The sequence below is a fragment of the Streptomyces sp. NPDC043738 genome (assembly GCF_056436545.1).
In genome coordinates this window covers 161,386-183,928 of sequence record NZ_JBWKCJ010000016.1, presented here as the reverse complement: position 1 = coordinate 183,928, position 22,543 = coordinate 161,386, and the positions used below count along the sequence as shown (strand labels likewise).

The 22,543-nt window shown below is 74.1% G+C and carries 17 protein-coding genes; 7 read left to right on the top strand and 10 right to left on the bottom strand.

Features of this window, described 5'->3' with window-relative positions:
* Positions 1-47 precede the first annotated feature (47 nt).
* Both AC0680_RS21965 and AC0680_RS21960 read right to left on the bottom strand, forming a co-directional pair.
* Positions 48-734 carry an ABC transporter ATP-binding protein gene (locus AC0680_RS21965; RefSeq protein ID WP_478631239.1) on the bottom strand — a complete coding sequence of 229 codons (687 nt, stop codon included), beginning with the start codon at positions 732-734 and terminating at the stop codon, positions 48-50.
* Positions 731-1,831, bottom strand: a complete 1,101-nt coding sequence (locus AC0680_RS21960; protein WP_478631237.1) for an ABC transporter permease — start codon at positions 1,829-1,831, stop codon at positions 731-733. Before AC0680_RS21960 ends, AC0680_RS21965 begins: the two co-directional genes overlap by 4 nt.
* 184 nt (positions 1,832-2,015) lie before the next feature.
* On the opposite strand from AC0680_RS21960, the gene AC0680_RS21955 reads away from it, so the two are divergent.
* From AC0680_RS21955 to msrB, 4 genes are all read left to right on the top strand, one after another.
* A complete protein-coding gene (locus tag AC0680_RS21955) occupies positions 2,016-3,251 on the top strand; it encodes a sensor histidine kinase (protein WP_478631234.1) in 1,236 nt (411 codons plus the stop codon).
* Positions 3,248-3,925 carry a response regulator gene (locus tag AC0680_RS21950; RefSeq protein ID WP_478631232.1) on the top strand — a complete coding sequence of 226 codons (678 nt, stop codon included), beginning with the start codon at positions 3,248-3,250 and terminating at the stop codon, positions 3,923-3,925. The genes AC0680_RS21955 and AC0680_RS21950 overlap by 4 nt, the downstream gene beginning before the upstream one ends.
* Before the next feature lie 139 nt (positions 3,926-4,064).
* Complete coding sequence (gene murC / locus AC0680_RS21945; protein WP_478631230.1) at positions 4,065-5,468, top strand: UDP-N-acetylmuramate--L-alanine ligase; 1,404 nt, start codon at positions 4,065-4,067, stop codon at positions 5,466-5,468.
* Between the two features lie 20 nt (positions 5,469-5,488).
* Entirely contained in the window at positions 5,489-5,896 is a 408-nt protein-coding gene (msrB, locus tag AC0680_RS21940; RefSeq protein WP_478631227.1) for a peptide-methionine (R)-S-oxide reductase MsrB, read from the top strand.
* Positions 5,897-6,009: 113 nt separating this feature from the next.
* Here msrB and AC0680_RS21935 read toward each other — a convergent pair whose 3' ends face one another.
* From AC0680_RS21935 to treZ, 4 genes are all read right to left on the bottom strand, one after another.
* Complete coding sequence (locus AC0680_RS21935; RefSeq protein ID WP_478631226.1) at positions 6,010-6,669, bottom strand: 4'-phosphopantetheinyl transferase family protein; 660 nt, start codon at positions 6,667-6,669, stop codon at positions 6,010-6,012.
* Positions 6,666-7,616: a metallophosphoesterase family protein gene (locus AC0680_RS21930; protein ID WP_478631290.1), complete on the bottom strand. Its 951-nt coding sequence runs from the start codon at positions 7,614-7,616 to the stop codon at positions 6,666-6,668. Before AC0680_RS21930 ends, AC0680_RS21935 begins: the two co-directional genes overlap by 4 nt.
* 63 nt (positions 7,617-7,679) lie before the next feature.
* Positions 7,680-9,323 (bottom strand): PucR family transcriptional regulator, encoded by a 1,644-nt coding sequence (locus AC0680_RS21925; RefSeq protein ID WP_478631223.1) that lies wholly within the window; start codon positions 9,321-9,323, stop codon positions 7,680-7,682.
* Positions 9,324-9,350: 27 nt separating this feature from the next.
* Positions 9,351-11,123 (bottom strand): malto-oligosyltrehalose trehalohydrolase, encoded by a 1,773-nt coding sequence (gene treZ, locus AC0680_RS21920; protein ID WP_478631220.1) that lies wholly within the window; start codon positions 11,121-11,123, stop codon positions 9,351-9,353.
* 199 nt (positions 11,124-11,322) lie between these two features.
* On the opposite strand from treZ, the gene AC0680_RS21915 reads away from it, so the two are divergent.
* Positions 11,323-11,868 (top strand): FHA domain-containing protein, encoded by a 546-nt coding sequence (locus AC0680_RS21915; protein WP_478631218.1) that lies wholly within the window; start codon positions 11,323-11,325, stop codon positions 11,866-11,868.
* Here AC0680_RS21915 and otr(A) read toward each other — a convergent pair.
* Together otr(A) and lpdA are read right to left on the bottom strand one after the other, a co-directional pair.
* Positions 11,865-13,796 carry a tetracycline resistance ribosomal protection protein Otr(A) gene (otr(A), locus tag AC0680_RS21910; protein WP_478631216.1) on the bottom strand — a complete coding sequence of 644 codons (1,932 nt, stop codon included), beginning with the start codon at positions 13,794-13,796 and terminating at the stop codon, positions 11,865-11,867. The two genes, AC0680_RS21915 and otr(A), sit on opposite strands and share 4 nt — an antisense overlap.
* A gap of 175 nt (positions 13,797-13,971) precedes the next feature.
* Complete coding sequence (gene lpdA / locus AC0680_RS21905) at positions 13,972-15,408, bottom strand: dihydrolipoyl dehydrogenase (protein WP_478631214.1); 1,437 nt, start codon at positions 15,406-15,408, stop codon at positions 13,972-13,974.
* Between the two features lie 120 nt (positions 15,409-15,528).
* Between lpdA and AC0680_RS21900 the strand changes: the two genes are divergently transcribed.
* Entirely contained in the window at positions 15,529-16,437 is a 909-nt protein-coding gene (locus AC0680_RS21900) for a LysR family transcriptional regulator (protein ID WP_478631212.1), read from the top strand.
* A gap of 7 nt (positions 16,438-16,444) precedes the next feature.
* Here the strand turns inward: AC0680_RS21900 and treY are convergent, their stop codons facing one another.
* Entirely contained in the window at positions 16,445-18,997 is a 2,553-nt protein-coding gene (treY, locus tag AC0680_RS21895) for a malto-oligosyltrehalose synthase (protein ID WP_478631210.1), read from the bottom strand.
* A 267-nt stretch (positions 18,998-19,264) separates the two neighbouring features.
* Positions 19,265-21,478: a glycogen debranching protein GlgX gene (gene glgX, locus AC0680_RS21890; RefSeq protein ID WP_478631207.1), complete on the bottom strand. Its 2,214-nt coding sequence runs from the start codon at positions 21,476-21,478 to the stop codon at positions 19,265-19,267.
* Positions 21,479-21,718: 240 nt separating this feature from the next.
* On the opposite strand from glgX, the gene AC0680_RS21885 reads away from it, so the two are divergent.
* The gene (locus AC0680_RS21885; RefSeq protein ID WP_478631205.1) at positions 21,719-22,522 is read left to right on the top strand and encodes a Tat pathway signal sequence domain protein; all 804 of its coding nucleotides are present in this window, start codon (positions 21,719-21,721) and stop codon (positions 22,520-22,522) included.
* The last annotated feature ends 21 nt before the right edge of the window (positions 22,523-22,543 follow it).

Here is a 22,543-nt window from a genome sequence, read left to right as displayed (position 1 = left end):
GGGGCGCACCGCCCCAGCGGCCGTCCCAAACGGTGCAGCGGCGTCCGTCAGGAGCGGGCTCCCACCCGCGGACGCAGCCGTCCGTCCCGCACCTCCGCGATCTCGTCGGCCGCGCCCAGATGCGCGGCGTCGTGGGTGACCAGCACCGTCGCGGTGGCGCGCTGGTGGGTGAGGGTGAGCAGCAGATCCAGGACCGCGGCGCCGCGTTCGTGGTCCAGTGCGCTGGTCGGCTCGTCCACCAGCAGCACGGCGGGCTCGTTCATCAGCGCCCGGGCGATGTTGATCCGCTGGCGCTGCCCGCCCGACAGCTGGTGCGGGCGCCGGTGGGCCTGCCCGTCCAGGCCGACCGCCGCCAGCAGCTCCAGGGCCCGGGAGCGTGCCCTACGGGGCGAGCGGCCGTCGAGATGGGCCATCACCTGCAGCTGCTCGACCGCGGTCAGGGAGGGCAGCAGGTTCGGCTGCTGGAAGACCGTGCCGATCGTGGTGCGGCGCAGCGCCGTCAGCTCGCCGCGGCCCAGGCCCGCGGTGTCCGTACCGTCGATCACCACCCGCCCGCTGTCGGGGCCGATCAGCGTCGCGGCGACCGCGAGCAGGCTGGACTTCCCGGACCCGGACGGCCCGATCACCGCGGTCAGACACCCGGCGGGCACGGACAGCGAGACCTCGTCCAGCGCGGTCAGCCGAGCCCCGCCGTCGGGGTAGGTGAGGGTCACATCGGTCAGTTCGAGGCTCATCGGGCACTTCCCAGGGCGGTCAGCGGGTCTACGGAGGTGATGCGGCGGATGGACAGCGCGGCGCCCACGGCACCCAGCGCGATCATGATCAGGGCGGGGATCAGCACGGTGGACGGATCGAGCACGAACGGCACCGCGCCGCCGATCCCGGCACCCACCCCCGCCGCCACGGCGGTGCCCAGGCCCGTACCGATCACCAGCAGGACGACGGCCTGGCCGAGCGCGTCCCGCAGCAGATAGCGGGTCGAGGCGCCCAGCGCCTTCAGCACGGCCACGTCGCCGCTGCGCTGGATCGTCCACACCGTGAAGAACGCCCCGATGACCAGCGCGGAGATGGCGAATAGAAAGCCCCGCATCAGCTGCAGCGAGCCGTTCTCGGCGGAGTACGAGCCGATCGCCCGCAGCGCGTCGTCGGTCGTGACGGTCCGGGTGCCCAGCTTCTTGTCGGCGGCCGCCAGATCGGCGCTCCCGGTGGTGGACAGGGCCAGCACGGTCGCCTCCGGGGTGGGAGCGGAGCCGCCGCCCCGGCCCCCGGAGCCGCCCGACAGCCGCGCCCAGTCGCCCAGCGTCGTCCAGACCACCGGTGTGTGGCTGTACATCGCCGCGCTCGACACCGCCGCGACGCGCACCGTACGGCCGCCCAGTGTCAGTGATCCCCCGGTCCGCACACCGAGCGACTCGGCGGCCTTCTCGGACAGCACCACCGCACCCTCGCCGACCTGCCCGGTGTCCGGGCCCAGCCGCGAACCCGGGCGGACCCCGAACGCCGACACCGCGGCCGTCCGCCCGTCCGCACCGGCCTTCGTCGTGGTGATCCCCAACGGTTCGGCGGACCGTACGCCCGGCACCCGGGCCCACTGCCCCACGGTCCGCTCCGGCAGCCGCGAACCGGTGAAGGCAACGGCGTCGTCCCCGGCGGGGGCGGAGAACACCAGGTGGTCGGCGGGCAGCGCGGTGATCGCCGAGGTGTTCTCCCGGCCCAGGCCCGCGGTCAGGCCGGACAGCAGTCCCACCAGCACCGTGATCAGCACGACGACGGTGCCCATCAGGGCGAACCGCCCCTTGGCGAATCTCAGGTCTCTCCAGGCGACGAACACCGGCGCAGCTCTCCTCGGATCCGGGCGCCGGACCCACTGCCCGGCGGCTGGCGTCCACGGTCGCCTCCCGGGTGGGGCCGCGGCATCGCGCCGCGGAGTGGTTCACCGGCGTCGAAAGGTGCGCCCCGGGATCAACCCTTCGATTGATGCCGCAGGTGAAGGTGGCCCTTAGCCTGAAGAGGCCGTGACCGAAGAAGCCGTGACCGATCACTCCCTCACCCCCGTCCTGCGGGTCCTGCGCAGCTGCCTGCATCTGATGGTGGCCGCGCTGCTCGGGCTGGCCGCCGTACGCGCCGTCGCCGACCACGCGCCGGACGCCGCGGCCGTCATCCCCACCGCCGTCGCGCTGTTCGCCGTGTACGCGATCGGGCCCAGGCTGCCCCGTCTGCGCGGCTCCACGGGCGCCGCCGCCCTCTGGCTGGGCGCCGTGGGCCTGCTCTGGCTGGTGCTGCTCGCCCTCACCCCGGACGGCGTCTGGCTGGCCTTCCCGCTCTTCTTCGTCCAGTTGCATCTGCTGCCGCTGCGCTGGGCGCTGCCCGCCGTCGTGGCCACCACCGCCGTCGCCGTCGCCGGATTCGGCTGGCACACCCACACCCTGAGCGTCGGCACCGTGCTCGGGCCCGCGCTGGGCGCCGCCGTCGCCGTCGCCGTCGTCCTCGGCTACGAGGCCCTCTATCGGGAGAGCGAACAGCGCCGCCGCCTCATCGAGGAGCTGACCGCGGCCCGCAGCGAACTCGCCGCGGCGGAACACGCCGCCGGAGTACTCGCCGAGCGCGAGCGGCTGGCCCGCGAGATCCACGACACCCTCGCCCAGGGCCTGTCCAGCATCCAGCTGCTGCTGCGGGCCGCCGAACGCGCCCTGCCGGAGCGGCCCGGCACGGCCCTCGGCCATGTCCGGCAGGCCCGTACCGCCGCGGTGGACAACCTCGCCGAGGCGCGCCGCTTCGTGCGCGCGCTGAGCCCACCCGACCTAGAGGCGGGCACGCTGCCCGCCGCCCTGGAACGGCTCTGCGCCACCACCGCCCGTACGTCCGGTCTCGCCGTGCACTGCCAGGTCTCCGGCGCGCCCACCGCCCTGCCCACCCCGCACGAGGTGGCCCTGCTGCGCATCGCCCAGTCCGCGCTCGCCAACACCGTGCAGCACGCCGCCGCCGACCGGGTCGAGCTGACCCTCAGCTACATGGACACCGAGGTCGCCCTGGACGTCGTCGACGACGGCGCCGGATTCGTGCCCGCGGAGGTGCCCGCACCGGGCTCCGCGGCGGCCTCCGGCACCGGCTTCGGCCTCGCCGCGATGCGCGCCAGAGCCCGCGCCCTCCAGGGCACCCTCGCCGTCGAGTCCGCCCCCGGAGAGGGCACCGCCATCGCCGTCACCCTGCCCTGCACCGCAGCACCCGCCACCCCGGAGGCCGCCTCGTGACCCCTACGGACTCTCCCGGGACGCCGGCCTCGCCCCAGGGCGGGGCCTGCGTCATCCGGCTGCTGCTCGCCGACGACCACCCCGTCGTGCGCGCCGGGCTGCGCGCCGTCCTGGAGACCGAGCCCGACTTCGAGGTCGTCGCCGACGTCGCCACCGCCGAGCAGGCCGTCGAGCTCGCCGCGGGGCGCGACCTCGACGTGGTCCTCATGGACCTCCAGTTCGGCGGCCGGATGCTCGGCTCCCAGGCCACCGCCGCGATCGCCGCCCGCCCCGGTGCCCCCCGGGTCCTGGTGCTGACCACGTACGACACCGACGCCGACATCCTCGCCGCCATCGAGGCCGGCGCCACCGGCTACCTCCTCAAGGACGCCCCGCCGGAGGAACTGGCCGCCGCGGTGCGCACCGCCGCCGCCGGCAAGTCCGCGCTCGCGCCCACCATCGCGCTGCGCCTGATGGACCGGATGCGGACCCCCGCCACCGCGCTCTCCCGCCGGGAGACCGAGGTCCTGCAGCTGGTCGCCGACGGCCTGTCGAACGCCGCGATCAGCAAGCGGCTCTTCCTCAGCCAGGCGACCGTCAAGTCCCACCTCGTCCACATCTACGCCAAGCTGGGCGTGGACTCGCGCACGTCCGCGGTCGCCGCCGCCACCGCCCAGGGCCTGATCCGCCGCTGAGCGGCGCCCCGCGGGCCGGTGCCGTCGCCGGCCGGGGTCCGCGGACCGGTGCTGTCGGTGCCGGGTGCGAGAATCATCGGCAGCACGACAGAACGACAGCAGTACCGCTCGCGATGATCGACGATCAGGGAGACGCACCATGGCACCCGCCATCCCAGCCTCGATGGAACGGCCGCACTTCATCGGCATCGGTGGAGCCGGCATGTCGGGCATCGCCAAGATCCTCGCGCAGCGCGGCGCCCAGGTGGCGGGCAGCGACGCCAAGGACTCCGCGACGGCTCGGGCCCTGCGCGACCTCGGCGCCACGGTCCACATCGGCCATGCCGCCGGGCATCTCGCCGCCGACGCCACCAGCGTCGTGGTCTCCTCCGCGATCCGCCCCGACAACCCCGAGCTGGCCGCCGCCCATGAGCGCGGCATCCCCGTCGTGCACCGCTCCGACGCCCTCGCCTCCCTCATGGACGGCCTGCGCCCCATCGCGGTGGCGGGCACCCACGGCAAGACGACGACGACCTCCATGCTCGCGGTCTCCCTCGGCGCCCTCGGCCTCAAGCCGTCCTACGCCATCGGCGGCGACCTCGACGCCCCCGGCTCCAACGCCGAGCACGGCTCCGGCGAGATCTTCGTCGCCGAGGCCGACGAGAGCGACCGCAGCTTCCACAAGTACGCCCCCGAGGTCGCCATCGTCCTCAACGTCGAGCTGGACCACCACGCCAACTACGCCTCGATGGACGAGATCTACGAGTCCTTCGAGACCTTCGTCGGCCGCATCCGCCCGGGCGGCACCCTGGTCATTGCCGCCGACCACCCCGGCGCCCGCGAGCTGACCGCCAAGATCTCCGGCCGCTACGACATCGAGGTCGTCACCTACGGCGAGTCACCGGACGCCGACGTCCGCATCCTCAAGGTCAACCCCCGCGGCCTGACCAGCGACGTCACCGTCACCCTGACCAGCGGCAAGATCCTCACCTTCACCGTCTCCGTCCCCGGCCGGCACTACGCCCACAACGCCGTCGCCGCCCTGGCCGCCGGCGTCGCCCTGGACCTGCCGCCGCACAACCTCGCCTCCGCCCTCGGCAAGTACACCGGCGTCAAGCGCCGCCTCCAGCTCAAGGGCGAGGCCGCCGGCGTCCAGGTCATCGACTCCTACGCCCACCACCCCACGGAGATGACCGCCGACCTGGAGGCCATCCGCGGCGCCACGCAGGGATCGGACAGCCGCATCCTCGTCGTCTTCCAGCCGCATCTCTTCTCCCGCACCCAGGAGCTGGGCGTGGAGATGGGCCAGGCGCTGGCCCTCGCCGACGCCTCCGTCGTCCTGGACATCTATCCGGCCCGCGAGGACCCGATTCCCGGCGTCACCAGCTCCCTGATCATCGACGCCGCGCGTGCCGCCGGCGCCGAGGTCACCGCCGAGAGCGACCAGGCCGCCGTCCCGGACGTGATCGCCGGAATGGCCCGGCCCGGTGACCTTGTTCTCACCATGGGCGCGGGCGATGTGACCGACCTCGGCCCCGCCGTCCTGACCCGCCTGGGCAGCTGAGCTGAGGAGGAGGCACCCAGATGCCGTACGAGATCGACAAGCCCGATGAGCAGTGGCGCGCCGAGCTGACCCCCGCCGAGTACCAGGTGCTCCGGCAGGCCGGCACCGAGCCCGCGTTCGTCGGCGAGTACACCGACACCAAGACCGCCGGTGCCTACTCCTGCCGTGCCTGCGGCGCCGAGCTCTTCCGCTCCGACACCAAGTTCGAGAGCCACTGCGGCTGGCCGTCCTTCTACGACCCCAAGGACTCCGAGGCGGTCGAGCTCATCGAGGACCGCTCCCACGGCATGGTGCGGACGGAGGTCCGCTGCGCGAAGTGCGGTTCGCACCTGGGGCACGTCTTCGCGGGTGAGGGCTACCCGACCCCCACGGACCAGCGGTACTGCATCAACAGCATCTCGCTGCGGCTGACGGCGGACGAGGACTGAGGGCCGACCACGACGGCTGACACCGGACGACACGCGGGGCCGGCGGCGGGCGGGGATCCACCCCTTCCCGCCGCCGGCCCCGCCGTTGTCGGCCGTCGGCCGTCAGCCCCGCCTCATGCCGTCATGGCGATGGCCGTCACCACGAACCCGGCCTCGACCAGCCACCCCCCGCTGAACTCGGTGACCTCCCTGCCGTCGACGACGGGTCCGGGGACGAGGAGACGGGCGGTGAAGGTGGCGTCCGTGGGGTCGAGGGTGAGCAGGGCGTCCTCGAATCCCAGCCAGCGCTGGGCGAGGGGGTACCAGGCCTTGTAGACGCTCTCCTTGGCGCTGAAGATCAGCCGGTCCCAGCTGACTTCCGGTTCCAGGTCCGCCAGATGGCGGAGCTGGGCGCGCTCCTCGGGCAGGGTGACGAGATCGAGGACGCCGGGGTCGTTCACGGGCAGGTTCGGCTCCGCGTCCAGACCGACGGTCACCATGTCCCGCCGCTGGGCCACCGCGGCCGCGCGGTAGCCGGCGCAGTGCGTCATCGCGCCGACGACACCGGCCGGCCACTGCGGCGCCCGGTCGCGGCCGGGCAGCAGCGGCGCGGGGGCGAAGCCCAGCCGGGACAGCGCACTGCGGGCGCAGCTGCGTACGGTGCCGAACTCCAGCTGGCGCTTGGGCACCGCCTTGGCCACCAGCGCCCGTTCCTCGGGGAACATCTCGGACAGGGGCGCGTCCTGGAAGGCCTCGGCGGTCACGATCGGCGCGGGCAGCAACTTGTCGATCATGCGTGGCTCCCCGTGACGCCGGGCGCGACCGCGACCGGGGCGGGAAGGATCTGGACCGGGCGGCCCGGTTCGCCGGAGCGGCGCTGCCACTCACGCGGGTAGCCGAGCGACACCTCCTGGTGGGGGATTCCGTCGCACATCAGCAGCCGGGGGATGTGCAGATGGCCGTAGACGACGGTGGCGGCGCGGAACCGGCGCGGCCAGTCGGCGGTCGCCTCCGTACCGCACCACAGCGCGAATTCCGGGTACCACAGCGGCCGGGTGGGTTCGCGCACCACGGGCCAGTGGTTGATCAGGACGGTCGGCAGCTCCTCCGGGACGGCGGCGAGCCGGGCCTCGGTGGCCGCCACCCGCGCCTGGCACCAGGCCTCCCGCGTCGGATAGGGGTCCGGGTGCAGATGGAACTCGTCGGTGCACACCACCCCGGCCTCCTCGGCCCGGGCGAGCGCCTCCGCCTTCGACGTCAGCCCCGGCTCGCGGAAGGTGTAGTCGTAGAGGAGGAAGAGGGGGGCGATGACCGCGGGTCCGCCGACGCCCTCCCAGACCGGATAGGGGTCCTCGGGCGTCAGGACGCCCAACTCCCGGCAGATGTCCACCAGATGCTCATAGCGCGCCACGCCGCGCAGCTGCACCGGGTCGTCCGGCGGCGTCCACAGCTCGTGGTTGCCCGGCACCCACACCACCTGGGCGAACCGTTCGCTGAGCAGGCCGAGCGCCCAGCGGATGTCGGAGACGTACTCGCCGACGTCGCCGGCGACCAGCAGCCAGTCGTCTTGGGACTGCGGTCTTAACCGCTCGACGATCTCGCGGTTCTCCTTGTAGCGGATGTGCAGGTCGCTGACGGCCACCAGGGTGCCGCGTCCGCCGCCCCGCACGGAGCCGAGAGCGGGGGCGGTGGGGGCTGGGCCGGCGGCGCCGGGTTCTAGGGTGCGGATCTCGTAGGTCACCATCGAAGTAAAGACGGTGTGGAGGGGAGAACGAAAGGCGGGGCGGGCACACAGCGGCGTCGGTCACCGGGCTGGTGGTGTGGGGGGCGGCGGGGGAGCGGGTCGGGCGGCGGCGTGGGCGGACGGTGCGCCGCCGCGCCGGATGCGGGTGGCCAGCCACAGGTCGAAGCGGTCGTCGGGGTCGTCGAGGCGGCGGCCGGTGAGGTCCATGGCCTTGTCGAGGCGGTTGCGTACGGTGTGCCGGTGGACGCCGAGGCGGCGGCTGGTGGCGTCCCAGGCGCCGCCGGTCTCCAGCCAGGCCGCCAGGGTGGCGATGAGCTCCTCGCCGTTGTCCGCGAGGTCGAGCGGACCCAGCACGGAGTCGGCGTAGCCGTGCAGCGTACGGCGGTCACCGAGGTCGAGCAGCAGCCGGCTGGACCGGCTCTGCCGGGCCTCCTCCGGCTCACCGCTGGACCGGCTGACGGCGAGCAGACCGGCGGCCTGACGCAGCGACACCCGTACCGCTTCGGGGGCGGTGGCCGGGCCGATGCCCGCGGGGCAGTGCGGTGCGAAGCGGGCGAGCACATCGCGGATGTCCAGCTCCTCGCCGATCACCGCCTCGATGAGCCGGCCCGGCGCGCCGCCCGGCGCCGCGTCGGTGACCCGGACCAGGCCGCCGGGCATCGCCAGGGCCAGATCGGCGGCCGTCTCCTGGGCGGCGTCGGCAGCCGCGTCCTGCGCCGTGTCTCCCACAGGCCGCCCGGCACCGGCCGCACCGTCCCCGCCGCCCGGCTCCACCACGACCCCCCGCACCCGCTCGGCGGTCAGCCCCACCGAGTGCAGGATGTCCCGGGCCCGGTCGGCGGACGGATCCTCGTCGGCCAGCAGCTCCGAGAGCAGCGCCGACCTGCGGCGGCGCTCGGGCTCGTCGCGCAGATGCCGGCGCTCCAGTTCCAGGGACAGCAGCGAGACCAGGCCGGGGACGACCGAGCGGGCGGCCTCGTCCGGGCTGCCGGTGAGCAGCAGCAGACCGCGCAGCCGCCGCGCACCCAGCGGCTGCACCTCCAGCTGCTGCCCCGCGGCCGTACTGGACGCGCTGCCGCGCAGTCCGCGCGTGGCGACCCGTTCGATCAGCTCGCGGGCCTGCGCGGGCGGTGGCTGCGGCGCGCGCCCGCCCGCCGCCAGCAGGCGCCCCAGCGGGTCGAGCACCGCGGCGCCGACCCCGGTGGCGGCCGTCCACTCCGCCAGCATCGGCCGCAGCCCGTCGCCGGCCGCCGCGGCGGCCGTCAGCCGCCGCTGGGTCGCGAACGCCCGGTGCAGCGCCGCGCGCTGCTCATCGGCCCGCGCGTCGAAGACGGCCTTGGTGACGGCGATGAACGGCACCTCGTCCGGCACCGTCAGCAGCGGCAGGCCCGCCTCCTCGGCCGCCGCCACCAGTGGTCGCGGCGCCTCCTGGTACGGCAGTCCCTGCCCCAGCCCGAGCGCCAGGCACGCGGCCCCGCCCTCGGCCACGTCCCGGACGTAGGCCCGGCAGGCGGCCGGTTCCATCGGCAGCAACAGGCCGATGGTCATCAGCAGTTCCCCGCCCTGCAGCCACTTGCCCGGCGTCAGCAGATCCGAGACGGTCGCCGCCTCGACCGTGCGGTCCAGCAGCCGCGGCGGCACCTCGTAGGTGACCGACAGACGGAGATCGGGCCTGGCCAGGAGGTCGGAGATACGCAGGGGCACAGCTCCAGTGTCCATCACAGCCACCCCCTAGGGGCCCAGGACCACCACGGACTCCGGCGGGAGCCGCAGCACGCCGTCCGTGCCGGGGAGCCGGGCCTCGGGCCAGCCCGCCAGTGCCTGCAGGTCGGTGTCCCGGTCGGCCACCGCGATCTCCGCCGTGGTGTCCCGCCCCAGGTTGACCGCCACCCGCAGCGGGCCGCGCCGCAGCAGCAGCCAGCGGGCGTCCTCGTCGAAGCGGACGTCGGTGTGGCGCGGATCGGGGTCGGTCAGCGCGGGCAGCTCGTGGCGCAGCGTCAGCAGCGTACGGTGCCAGGCCAGCAGGCGGGCATGGGGCGGGCGGGCCGGTTCGGACCAGTCCAGGACGCAGCGGGCGCGGGTGGCCGGGGCCTGGGGGTCGGGCCAGTCGCCGACCTCGCCCGCCCACTCGTGCGCGGCGAACTCGCGCCGCCGGCCGGCCCGTACCGCCTCCGCCAGCTCCGGATCCGTGTGATCGGTGAAGTACTGCCAGGGGGTTCTCGCCCCCCACTCCTCGCCCATGAACAGCATCGGGGTGAACGGCGAGCACAGCACCAGCGCGGCGGCACAGGCGAGCAGCCCGGGGGGCACGCCGGCGCCGAGCCGGTCGCCGAGCGCGCGGTTGCCGACCTGGTCGTGCGTCTGGGCGTAGGCCAGCAGCCGGTACGCGGGCGTGCCGCGCAGGTCCAGCGGCGCGCCGTGCACCCGGCCGCGGAAGCTGGAGTACGTACCGTCGTGGAAGAAGCCGCCGGTCAGGGTCTTGGCGAGGGCGGCGAGCGGGGCGCGCGCGAAGTCGGCGTAGTAGCCCTGGGATTCGCCGGTGAGCGCGGTGTGCAGGGCGTGGTGGAAGTCGTCGTTCCACTGGGCGTGCAGGCCCTGGCCGCCGCTCTCCCGGGGCGCGGTGGTGCGCGGATCGTTGAGGTCGGACTCGGCGATCAGGAACAGCGGGCGCCCCAGGCGGCCGGCCAGCCCGTCCACGGCGGCGGACAGCTTGGCCAGGAAGTGCGGGCTCCGGTCGTCGTGCAGCGCGTGGACGGCGTCCAGCCGCAGCCCGTCGAGTCGGTAGTCGCGCAGCCAGGCCAGCGCACTGCCGACGAGGTAGCCGCGCACCTCGTCGGAGCCGGGCGCGTCGAGGTTGACCGCCGCTCCCCACGGCGTGTGATGGGTCTCGGTGAAGTACGGCCCGAATTCCGGGAGATGGTTGCCCGACGGGCCGAGGTGGTTGTGCACCACGTCGAGGACGACTCCGAGGCCGAGGCCGTGCGCGGCGTCCACGAACCGCTTGAACCCGTCGGGCCCGCCGTACGGCTCGTGCACCGCCCAGGGCGCGACCCCGTCGTACCCCCACCCGTGGGTGCCCGGGAACGGGCAGACGGGCATCAGCGACACATGGCTGATCCCCAGGTCGGCCAGGTGCCGCAGCCGCGCGGCCGCGGCGTCGAAGGTGCCCTCGGGGGTGTACGTCCCGATGTGCAGCTCGTAGAGGACCGCGCCGGGCAGCGGGCGGCCGGACCACGGATGCCGCCAGCCGAACCGGTCGTGCTCGACGACCGCGCCGGGCCCGCCGGGGCCGTCCGGCAGCCGTGCGGCGCGCGGATCGGGCCGTGGCGGCCCGCCGTCGAGCCGGAAGGCGTAGCGGTCGCCGTCGCGGGCCGGCGCCTCGGCGCGCCACCAGCCCGCGCGGGCCTCGTCCCGTTCCATCGCGACCGGCGGTTCACCGGCCCGGTCCCCCGCCCACTGGAGGACGACCTGCCCGGCCCTCGGCGCCCATACCTCGAACAGCACGGCCGTCCTCCTTCGATCGCGGCGGTTCCCACGAGCCAAGCATGTCGTCGCGCCGCCGCACAGCCCGGCGGGGCGGTGCGGGCCGACAATGCGCCATCGCGCTGGGCCGTTCCGGGGAGCCGGCCGACGTGACCGGGTCGACCGCCCCGCGCACCTACATCGCCTGGACAGCGGCTCGCGGTGGTCGGACAATCACGGCATGACTTCGCTCGAGTTCCCCGCGCGCCCGGCGCGCCCGTCGGATGCCGACCGGGAACGCGCTCTCGATCTGCTGCGCGACGGCGCGGCGCAGGGACGGCTGTCCCAGGACACCTTCCTGCGGCGCCTGGAACTCGTCCTCACCGCCCAACAGCACTCCGAACTCGACCTGGCCACCGCCGACTTGGAGAGCCACGGCAAGGTCCAGGGCACCCTGCTGAGGATGGTCGGCCGGGTATCCGCCTTCCACATACGGGTGCGCAGGGCCTGGCGCACGGAGCGGCTGCCCAAGCTCCTGCTGCCGGAGCCGGGACCGTTCCCCCTGCTCATAGGGCGGGCCCCGGGAGTGGGCCTGCGCCTGAACCACGAGACGGTCTCCCGCGCCCACGCCGAACTCCGCAGCACTGGCAAGGGCTGGCTGCTGCGCGACCTCGGCTCCACGAACGGCACCTGCGTCAACGGCCGCCGGGTGGTCGGCGAGGTCCCCGTCGGCCCCGGCGACCACATCACCTTCGGCAGGGTGGACTACGTGCTGACGGAGCGCTAGCTCCCCTCCCCGAGCGACGCCGCGTCCTGTCGTAGCGGGCGGTCGCCCGACGGATACGACATCCACACCCCTTCGCCGTGCGTCAGCCCCGGCAACAGCCCCTCGAACTCCTGGACGTGGCGGGCCGGCAGGGCGCCGCCGAGCAGCCAGGAGCGCCGGCCGCCGGAGGTCTCGCCGAACTCCGCGCCCAGCGCGGCCAGCCGGGCGGTCACGGGCGCGAGCGCGGCGAGCGGGACCTCGGCCTCGAAGGCGTGGTACGGCTCGTACACCCGGGTGCCGGCCCGCTCCAGGGCGCGCAGCAGCACGCCGGGCGTGACCGCGCGGAAGTGCCCGGCCGTGCTGACCGGGCCGATGAAGCCGGAGCGGGTCAGCACCGCCCGGCAGTCCGTCACCGCCAGACCGCGCGGGCCGCGCCGCAGGGTCGCCAGTACGGTCTCCTCGACGGCCTGGTGGAAGCCGTGCGGAAGCGCCCCCAGTTCCGTCTCGTAGGCGAAGACCGGGCCGGAGCCGCGGGCGCCCGGTTCGACGCGCAGTCCGACCGTGGCCCAGGGCCCGGTGTGGCCGCGCCGGGCGATCTCGTGGAGCGCCTCGCCGACGCCGCACGGCCGCTCCACGCACACCACCCGGCTCGGTGCGAACGCGGCCTCGATGCCGTACTCCTGACGCAGGGTGGCCGCGATGATCTCCTTCTGCACCTCGCCGTGCAGCAGCACCGAGGTGGCACCGTCGGGCGCGGGGCGGACCTGCAGCAGCGGGTCCTGGTCGGCGAGTGCCAGCAGCGCGGCGCGCAACGCGGCGGCGCGTGCCGGATCGCCGGCCCGGACGAGGGTTTCGAGGGTGGGGGAGGGGAAGAGACCGGCCTCGGCGCCGGCGCCGGTGGGCGGGCCGAGGCGGTCGCCGGTCCGGACGCCGGGCAGTCCGCGGAGCACCGCGATGTTTCCCGGGGTCAGCGGCCCGTCGTCGCCGGGCGGCCGCCCGATGACGTCGAGTGCGGTGATCCGGCCGGTCAGCGGGCCGCTCGCACCGTCCGGCGCACCCGGGCGGTGCAGTTCGATCCGCTGCCGGGGCCGCAACTCGCCCTCGTAGAGCCGGATATGGGCCGTGCGCTCGCCCCGCGGAGACTGGTGGACGGCGAAGACCGTGCCGCGGGGTTCGGTGCCCGTGACCACCGGGGCCGGTGGGATCAGCCGGACCATGCCGTCGATGAGCGTGCCGACGCCCTGGCCGCCGAGTGCCGAACCGAAGTACACGGGGTGGAGCGAACCGTCGGCGGTGCGCGCGGCGAGGGCGGCGCGCAGCCCGTCAGCGGTGGGCGGCGGGCCCTCGACCAGTTGGGCCAGCACGGACTCGTCCGCCTCGGCCACCGCCTCGGCGATCCGGTCGCGGACCCCCGGGTCCTCCAGCGCGTACGGCACCGAGCGCGCCCGTGGGGTGCCGAGGCCGGACACCGACGTCATGGGGACGGCGACCGGCGTCAGCAGGCGGCGGATGTCCGCGAGCAGCGCCTCGCCCCGGGCGCCGACCCGGTCGATCTTGTTGACGAAGAGCAGGGTGGGCAGCCGCAGCCGCCGCAGTGTCCGCATCAGCACCCGGGTCCGGGCCTGGACGCCCTCCACCGCGGACAGCAGCAGCACGGCGCCGTCGAGCACCCCCAGGGCACGCTCGACCTCGGCGATGAAGTCGGAGTGCCCGGGGGTGTCGATGAGGTTGATCTGGACCTCGCCGACGGTGAAGGAGGCGACGGCCGAGCGGATGGTGATGCCGCGCTGCCGCTCCAGCTCGCCGGTGTCCGTACGGGTGCTGCCGGCGTCGACGCTGCCGAGCCGGTCGATGGCGCCGGTGTCGAACAGCAGCCGCTCGGTGAGGCTGGTCTTACCTGCGTCGACGTGGGCGAGAATGCCGATGTTCAGGGTGTGCGAGACAAGCATGGAAGGTGGATTCCTCAAGAACGGTCGTCCGGACGGGGCGAGGGGTCGTTCCGAGGAATCCGCGCATTCCGTGCTCCTGCTTCAGTGAGGGTCGTGCTGACCGGGCCATGCTGACCAGTGGCGCGCCCCCGCGCAACCGAATTGATCGTCCGGTCCGCGGGGGCGAACCCGTCGCTCAGTGCTGGTGCAGACCGCGGCCCGCCAGCGTCAGGAAGGCCTCGCCGACCGCCTCCGACAGGGTCGGGTGCGCGTGGACGTGCTGGGCGACGTCGGAGGGTTCGGCGTCCCAGGCCACGATCAGCTGGCTCTCCGAGATCATCTCGGAGACGTGCGGCCCGACGAGATGCACGCCGAGCACCACACCGGTGGCCTCGCCGCCCGCACCGTCGGCCGCCGCGATCACCTTCACCATGCCGCCCTGACCGTGCACCATGCCCTTGGCGGTGGCGGCGAGCGGCATCGAGTTGACCTTGATCTCCAGGCCGCGGGCGCGCGCCTCGGCCTCGGTCAGACCGACCGAGGCGGTCTGCGGCGAGGAGTACGTCACCCGCGGGACGGTCGCGTAGTCCACCGGCCGCGTGGGGACGCCCGCCAGGGTCTCGGCCACCAGCAGGCCCTCCTCGAAGGAGGCGTGGGCCAGCCCCAGCGACGGCGGCGGCAGCAGATCCCCGACCACGTGGATGCCCGGTACGGCGGTCTCCAGCCGCGACCAGTCCGCGGGCACGACGAACCCCCGGGCGTCCGTGGACAGTCCGGCGGCCTCCAGGCCGAGCCCGTCGCTCACCGGGGCGCGCCCCACCGCGACCAGCAGCCGCTCGGCCTCGATCACCAGCTCCTCGCCGCCGGCGGTGGTCACGGTGGCCCGGACCCCGTCCGGCAGCAGCTCGGTGCCGGTGAGGGTGGCACCCGTACGGACGGTGATGCCGCGCTTCTTCAGACCGCGCGCCAGGTGGCGGCCGACGTCCTCGTCCTCCAGCGGGAGCAGCCGCTGCGCCGCCTCGACGAGGGTGACCTCGGCGCCCATGGAGCGGTGGAACGAGGCGTACTCGACGCCGATCGCGCCACCGCCCAGGACGAGTACGGACGCCGGGAGTTCGGCCGCGAACAGGGCGTCGTCGCTGGTCACGATCCGCCGTCCGTCCGCCTGCAGGCCCGGCAGCAGGCGCGGCCGGGAGCCGGTGGCCAGCACGATGCCGCGCCGGGCGGTCACCTCCCCGGCGCCCTCGATGTGGACCGTGCGCGGACCGGTCAGCCGCGCCGTGCCCTTGACGACCCGGACCTGCGCCGTCGACAGGTGCCCGGCCACGCCTTGGTGGTTGCGGGCGACGATGTCGTCGCGGGTGGCCACCAGCGCCGGCCAGTCCAGGGCGTCGACGGTGACCTTGACGCCCCACCGCTCGCGGGCCTCGGCGATGCCGTCCACCAGCTCGGCGGCGTGCAGCATGGCCTTGCTGGGGATGCAGCCGCGGTGCAGGCAGGTGCCGCCGATCAGGTCGCGCTCGGCCAGGACCACCCGCAGGCCCAGGGAAGCGGCGCGCAGGGCGGTGCTGTAGCCGCCCGTGCCGCCGCCGATGACGATGACGTCCGTGGTGTTCGAGTCTGTCTCACTCATGCGATCAGGCATGTGTTCAGACTCCGCCCACCTGCGGCGATGAGTCCAAGGCAATGTTTCTATGGTGGTGATGAAGGATCGTCATGGGAGGCCGGGCGTGCGGCGGGGAGGGGCGGGACGATGAGCCTGCGGCAGATGGAGTATCTGGTGGCGGTCATCGAGGAGGAGTCCTTCACTCGTGCCGCCGAGGCGCTGCACGTCACCCAGTCCGCGCTCTCGCACCAGATCAAGGCGCTGGAGCGGGAGGTCGGCGGCCCGCTGCTGGAGCGGATGCCCCGCGGGGTGCGGCTGACGGCGATGGGCCGGGCCTACTTCCCGCACGCCGAACTCGCCGTCCGCAGCGCCCGGCAGGCCCGCCGCGCCGCGCTGGCCGCCGGCGGTGCGCAGAGCGGCGAGCTGCATATCGCGACGGTGCACGCGCAGGCGATCGGGGTGCTGCCGGAGGTCTGCGCACGCTGGGCCCGGGAGCACCCCGGTGTGCGCCTGGTGCTCCACGAGTACGCCACCACCGAGGAGCTGGAGGAGCACATGGCGCGCGGTGTCGCCGACATGGCGCTCGGGCCGGGCCCCAAGGACTGGCAGGGGCCGGTCACCGTCGTGGGGCGGGAGCGGATGGTGCTGGTCGTGCCGCACGGCGATCCGCTCGCCGCCCGCGAATCGGTGCGGCTGGCCGAGCTGGCCGACCGGCCCTGGGTGCGGTGCAGCCTGGAGCCGATGGTCGAGGGCCGGCGCTGGCTGGACCTGGAGTGCGAGCGGGTGGGCTTCACCCCGCGCACCGCCGTGCGCACCCAGCACAGCTCGACCGCCGTGCGGATGGCGTCGGCGGGCGTCGGCGTACTGCTGACCGCGGCCCATGAGCTGCGCGGCCTGGACTGTGCGTCGGTGACCACCGATCCGCTGTGGCAGCGTGAGATCACGGTCTTCTCGCGCGTCGAACTGACCGGTGCCGCCGCGGAGTTCACCGAGCTGCTGAGGGCCGCCGACGGGGCCGGGGGCGACGGCCGCCGGCCCGGCCCGCCCGGCGGCTGACGGGGCGTCACTCGCGGACGAGCAGCGCCACCGGCGACTCCTCCAGCAGCTCGCTCAGCCCCACCACCGCACCGCCCGGCAGCTCCCGCCCGCTCAGCAGCCCGCGCCAGGTCCCCCCGGAGGGCAGCCGGAGCCCGGTGTCCCACCAGCCGCCGGTCTCCACCAGCCGCAGTGACAGCCGGGTCACCACCGTCAGCACCCGCCCGCCACGGCAGAACGCCACACAGTGCTCGGCCGCCGGCCCCTCGGCCTCCACCGGCTCGTACGTCGCACCGGCGCCGAACCACCGGGGGTGCTCGCGCCGCAGTCGCAGCGCCGTGGCCGTCAGCCGCAGCTTCTCGCCGGACAGATCGCGCGGCGCGGCCCCGCCGTCCAGCTCGGCCAGCAGCTCCGGACGGAACCGGGCGGGCCGCCGGTTGTCCGGGTCGACCAGCGCGGCGTAGCCGAGCTCGGTGCCCTGATAGAGGTCGGGGACGCCGGGCATGGTCAGGTGCAGCAGCGTCGCCCCCAGTACGTTGGCGCGGATGAACGGGGCCAGCTCCTCGCCCAGCGCGGCGAGCGGGGCGGCCGGGGGGCCGCACGGCCCGCCCAGGACGAACTCCGCCACCGCCTCCTCGTAGTCCGCGTTCGGCTCGGTCCACGAGGTGCGCAGCCCGGCCTCCCGTACGGACTTCAGGACCGCGGCCGCCACCCTCCCCCAGCTGTCGCCGGGTGGGGGTGCCCCCAGCGGTAGCCGGGGGAGCGTCCCCGTCGCCGCGGACTCCCCGGCGGGCGCGCCCAGGCCGAACGCGGTCTGCCAGGCGAGCCAGGACACCATCGGGTCCGCCGGGCCCGCGCCGTCCATCGAGCCGCCCGCGGCCCCGCACACCGCCGCCTCACCCATCGCGCCGAGCGCGTCCCGCCACCGGTCCGGGCACTCCGACAGCACCGCGATCCGCGCCCGCACATCGGCGCTGCGCTTGGTGTCGTGCGTGGAGAGCACCGTGGCCGTCGCCGGCCAGTCCCGCTGGATCCGGGCACAGTAGGCGTGGAAGGCCGCGGGGCTGCGCGCCGGCTCCCCGGGGTCGCCGCCGACCTCGCAGGCCGACAGCAGCACCGGATAGCGGTAGAAGGCGGTGTCCTCGACGGACTTGGCGCGCAGCGCGGAAGCGGTCTGGGCGAAGCGGGCGGCGAAGTCGGCGCGGTCCGCTTCGTGCCGCTCGGGGGCGGGCTCCTGCGGACCGTCGCTCCCCGCCCCCTCGTCCGTCCACCGGCCCAGCGCCAGATCGTGGACCAGGTCCACCGCCCGCGCCTCCTCGGGCACCCGGAACGCGCCGCGCGCCCGCACCGCCGCCCGCCCCAGCATCGCCGCGTCCGTCACCGCCCGCGTCGCGTCGGCGGCGTACGGCCGGTAGACCGGCAGCCGCACCAGCAGCTCCCGGATCGCCTGCCGCAGCGCCCAGGGCGCGTGGTCACCGGGCCGCGGGTCGCGCGCGCTGATCCGTGCCGCGGTCCGCACCAGCCGCTCGACCTCCGCGGCCAGATCGTGGGTGACGACCTCGTACGCGGCCCGGCGCACCGTCTCCTCCCAGTCGCCGCCCTCGTCGGCCAGCGGGGTGACGAAGTCCCGGTAGTGGGAGAAGAGCCGCCCGGAGCCCTGCGGGCAGACGAAGAGCCCGTCGATGTGCCGCAGCGCGTCATAGCCCGTCGTGCCGGCGCAGGTCCAGCTCGCGGGCAGCCGCTCGTCGCCGCTGAGGATCTTCTCGACGACGGTCCAGCGGCCACCGGTCGCCTCGTGCAGCCGGGCCAGATACGCGGCGGGGTCCACCAGGCCGTCCGGGTGGTCGATCCGCAGCCCGTCGACGACGCCGTCACGGACCAGCCGCAGCGCCGTTTCGTGCGTGGCCGCGAAGACCTCGGGGTCCTCCACGCGCACCCCGATCAGCTCCGAAATGGTGAAGAAACGGCGGTAGTTGAGCTCGCTGCGGGCCAGCCGCCACCAGGCGAGGCGGTACCACTGCGCCGGCAGCAGGCGCTCCAGCGGCAGGTCCTCGGTACCGGGACGCAGCGGGAAGGTGTGCGCGTGATAGCGCAGCACCCCCTCCTCGGCGTCGACGCGGAAGTGCTGCGCCTCGTCGCCGAGCGGCCCGTGGAGCACCGGCAGCAGCAGGCGCCCGCCGTGCCCGCCGTCCCAGTCGATGTCGAACCACCGCGCATACGGGGAGACCGGCCCGTCGCGCAGCACCTGCCACAGCGGGCCGTTGAGCGCCACCGGCTCCGGCACGGCCATGTGGTTCGGGACGATGTCGACGACCAGCCCGAGCCCGTGCGCACGGGCCGTCGCGGCCAGCGCCCGCAGCCCCCGCTCACCGCCCAGCTCGGCCCGTACCGCCGCGTGGTCGACCACGTCATAGCCGTGCGTGGACCCCGGCACCGACTCCAGAACCGGGGAGAGATGCAGATGGGAGACGCCCAGCGCGGCCAGATGGGGGACGGCCCGCTCGGCGGCGGCGAACGGGAAGTCCGGCTGGAGCTGCAGCCGGTAGGTGGCGGTCGGCGACGGACTCGATGGCTGCGTCATGGGAACACCCGTACCCCGCCGGGGGCCCGATCTGTCATCTCCTTCCGGCAATGGCGTCACCCGAACGCCTCCGCCCGCCCGGGCCGGCCCCGGCGCCCGTGGATGTCGGACACCCACGCCGGCACCCGGAGCGTCGCGCTGTGCGCCCGCTCCCGCCGGGGCACCGCCTGGTACGTCCGGGCCCGCGCCCTGCTCGCCGACCCCGACCGGTCCGTCGGCTCGATGGCCGCCTGGCGTCTGGGGTCGGCCCGACCGGATGCCACGCGGCTACGCCGGCCGCTGCAGCACCAGCAGGCTCCGGTCGGTCAGCGTCAGCCGGTCGCCGGCCTTGACCTTGGCGCCGGCGCCGTCGGCCACCCCCTCCGGCCGGTCGGTGTCCACCACGACCTGCCACTGCCGGCCGAGGTGCTCGGGGATCACGAACTCCTTCTCCTGGTCATGGGCGTTGAACATCAGCAGGAACGAGTCGTCGGTGATCGGCTCACCGCGCGGACCCGGCTCGGAGATCGAGCTGCCGTTGAGGAAGACGGTCAGCGACTTGGCGTGCACCGACTGCCAGTCGCGCGGCCCCATCTCCCCGCCGCCGGCCGTGAACCACGCGATGTCCGACAGCTCGTCGTGGGTGCCCTCCATGGGGTGGCCCTGGAAGAACCGCCGGCGCCGGAAGACCGGGTGGTCGCGCCGCAGCCACACCATCTGCCGGACGAACGCCAGCAGCGCCCGCTGCTCCTCGTCCGCCTCCGGTGCCTCCTGCGGCCCGGCCGCCTCATCCGTCGCATCCGCCCCGTCCGGGTCGTCGGCCGCCCGCGGCTCGGTGCCCGCCCCCGGCACGCCCTGCGGCCAGTGCACCCACGACAGCTCGTTGTCCTGGCAGTAGGCGTTGTTGTTGCCCTGCTGGCTGCGCCCGAACTCGTCGCCGTGGCTGAGCATCGGCACGCCCTGCGACAGCATCAGGGTGGCGAGGAAGTTGCGCATCTGCCGGGACCGAAGCCGCCGCACCGAGGGATCGTCGGACGGCCCCTCGGCGCCGCAGTTCCACGACCGGTTGTAGCGCTCGCCGTCGCGGTTGTCCTCGCCGTTGGCCTCGTTGTGCTTGTCGTTGTACGAGACCAGGTCGCGCAGCGTGAAGCCGTCGTGGCAGGTCACGAAGTTCACCGAGGCCAGCGGCCGCCGCCCGTCCTCCTGATAGAGGTCCGACGACCCCGTCAGCCGGGACCCGAACTCCGCCAGCGTGCGCGGTTCGCCCCGCCACAGATCCCGGACGGTGTCCCGGTACTTGCCGTTCCACTCGGTCCACAGCGGCGGGAAGTTGCCCACCTGATAGCCGCCCTCGCCGACGTCCCACGGCTCGGCGATCAGCTTCACCTGGCTGACGACCGGGTCCTGGTGCACCAGGTCGAAGAACGACGACAGCCGGTCGACCTCGTGGAACTGCCGGGCCAGCGTCGCGGCCAGGTCGAAGCGGAAGCCGTCCACCCGCATCTCCTGCACCCAGTAGCGCAGCGAGTCCATCACCAGCTGGAGCACGTGCGGGCTGCGCATCAGCAGCGAGTTCCCGGTGCCGGTGGTGTCCATGTAGTACTGCCGGTCGTCCGAGAGCCGGTAGTAGGAGGCGTTGTCCAGCCCCCGGAACGACAGGGTCGGGCCGAGATGGCTGCCCTCGGCGGTGTGGTTGTAGACCACATCGAGGATCACCTCGATGCCGGCCTGGTGCAGCGCCCGTACCGCGGTCTTGAACTCCAGCACCTGCTGCCCGCGGTCGCCCCAGGACGCGTAGGCGTTGTGCGGGGCGAAGAAGCCGATGGTGTTGTAGCCCCAGTAGTTCGTCAGGCCCGCGTCCACCAGCCGGTGGTCCTGGACGAACTGGTGCACCGGCATCAGCTCCAGGGCGGTCACCCCCAGCTCCGTCAGATGGTCGATGATCGCCGGGTGCGCCAGCGCCGCGTAGGTGCCGCGCAGCTCCGCGGGCAGCTCCGGGTGGAGCATCGTCAGGCCCTTGACATGGGCCTCGTAGAGCACCGTCTCGTGGTACGCGGTGCGCGGCGGGCGGTCGTCACCCCAGTCGAAGTACGGATTGACCACCACCGACGCCATGGTGTGCGGCGCCGAGTCCAGGTCGTTGCGCACCTCGGGGCGCCCGAAGTGGTAGCCGTAGACCGCCTCGTCCCAGTCGATCCGGCCGCTCATGGCCCGTGCGTACGGGTCGAGCAGTAACTTCGCCGAGTTGCAGCGCTGCCCCCGCTGCGGCTCGTAGGGACCGTGCACCCGGAAGCCGTAGCGCTGCCCCGGCATCACCCCCGGAAGGTAGGCGTGCCGCACGAAGGCGTCGCTCTCGCGCAGCTCGACGGCGGTCTCCGAGCCGTCGTCGTGCAGCAGACACAGCTCGATGCGCTTCGCGGCTTCGGAGAACACCGCGAAATTGGTGCCCGCCCCGTCATAGGTGGCACCCAGTGGATACATCTGTCCCGGCCAGACCTGCATGCGTAGACTCTTCCACTTTCTCGTCGGGCGCTGCGGCGACTCCACGACACGCGTCCGCGGACCGAAGCAAAATCTTCCGCAAGCTGTCGCAACTTGTCGTACACAGCGGTCTTTTCCTGGGATCTCGGCTGAATGGTGGGCAACCTGTCGCGATGTCGGTTCGTCCTATTGGACGTCCTACTGGAGGACTGACGGGGGATCCGAGATGCGTGTCATGGAATGTGACAGCAGGGGGGAACCGTGCACCAACTGATGCACCGCCACCTCGGCAAGGTCGTCGCGAGCGCCGCCATCGCACTGACGGGCACCGCCGTCATGGTGGCGGTCACACTGCCCGCCGGCGCCGACGACGCAAGCAGCGCCCGGCCCGCCGCGGCGGGCGCGGCCGCACAGGGGCGCGACCCGGGGCAGCCGCCGCCCGGTGTCGTCGAGCAGGTCCGCGCCCAGGGGGAGCGCGGCCAGGGACGCGACCCGCTCACCGACGACGAGCTCCGGCGCGCCCGGGAGCTGGCGCTGCCGCGCCCCGTGCGCGGCGTCGCCAAGGACGTCACCGGCAAGCCGGGGCCCGAGCCGCTCACCACCGACCTGGCCGAACTCGGCCCGTCGGAGGTGGGGCTCGCCGACCCGCCGCGCCGGGCGAACGTCTCGTACTACGACTACGCGAGCGACCGCTACATCACCAAGACCGTCAACCTCACCACCTCGAAGGTGGAGTCGACCGACACCCAGCACGGCGTCCAGCCGCCGCCAAGCCACGACGAGGCCGTCCAGGCGGCGCGGCTGCTGATCGCCGCCCCGCTCGGCTCCGGTCTGCGGCAGGACTACCGCGACGCCACCGGACGCGACCTCACCGGCCCCGATCCGCTCGCCGTGACCGGCTTCGTCTACCGGGGGCGCGCGGAGGGCGAGGCGCCCGGCGCCCTCGCCGCCTGCGGGGAGCACCGCTGCGTCCGCCTCTTCACCAAGATCAAAAACGGTCAGTGGATCGACACCCGCCGCTTCGTCATCGACCTCAGCGCCCGCACCGTCGCCCGCCTGGGCTGACCGCGTCGAGCGGGCCCGCCA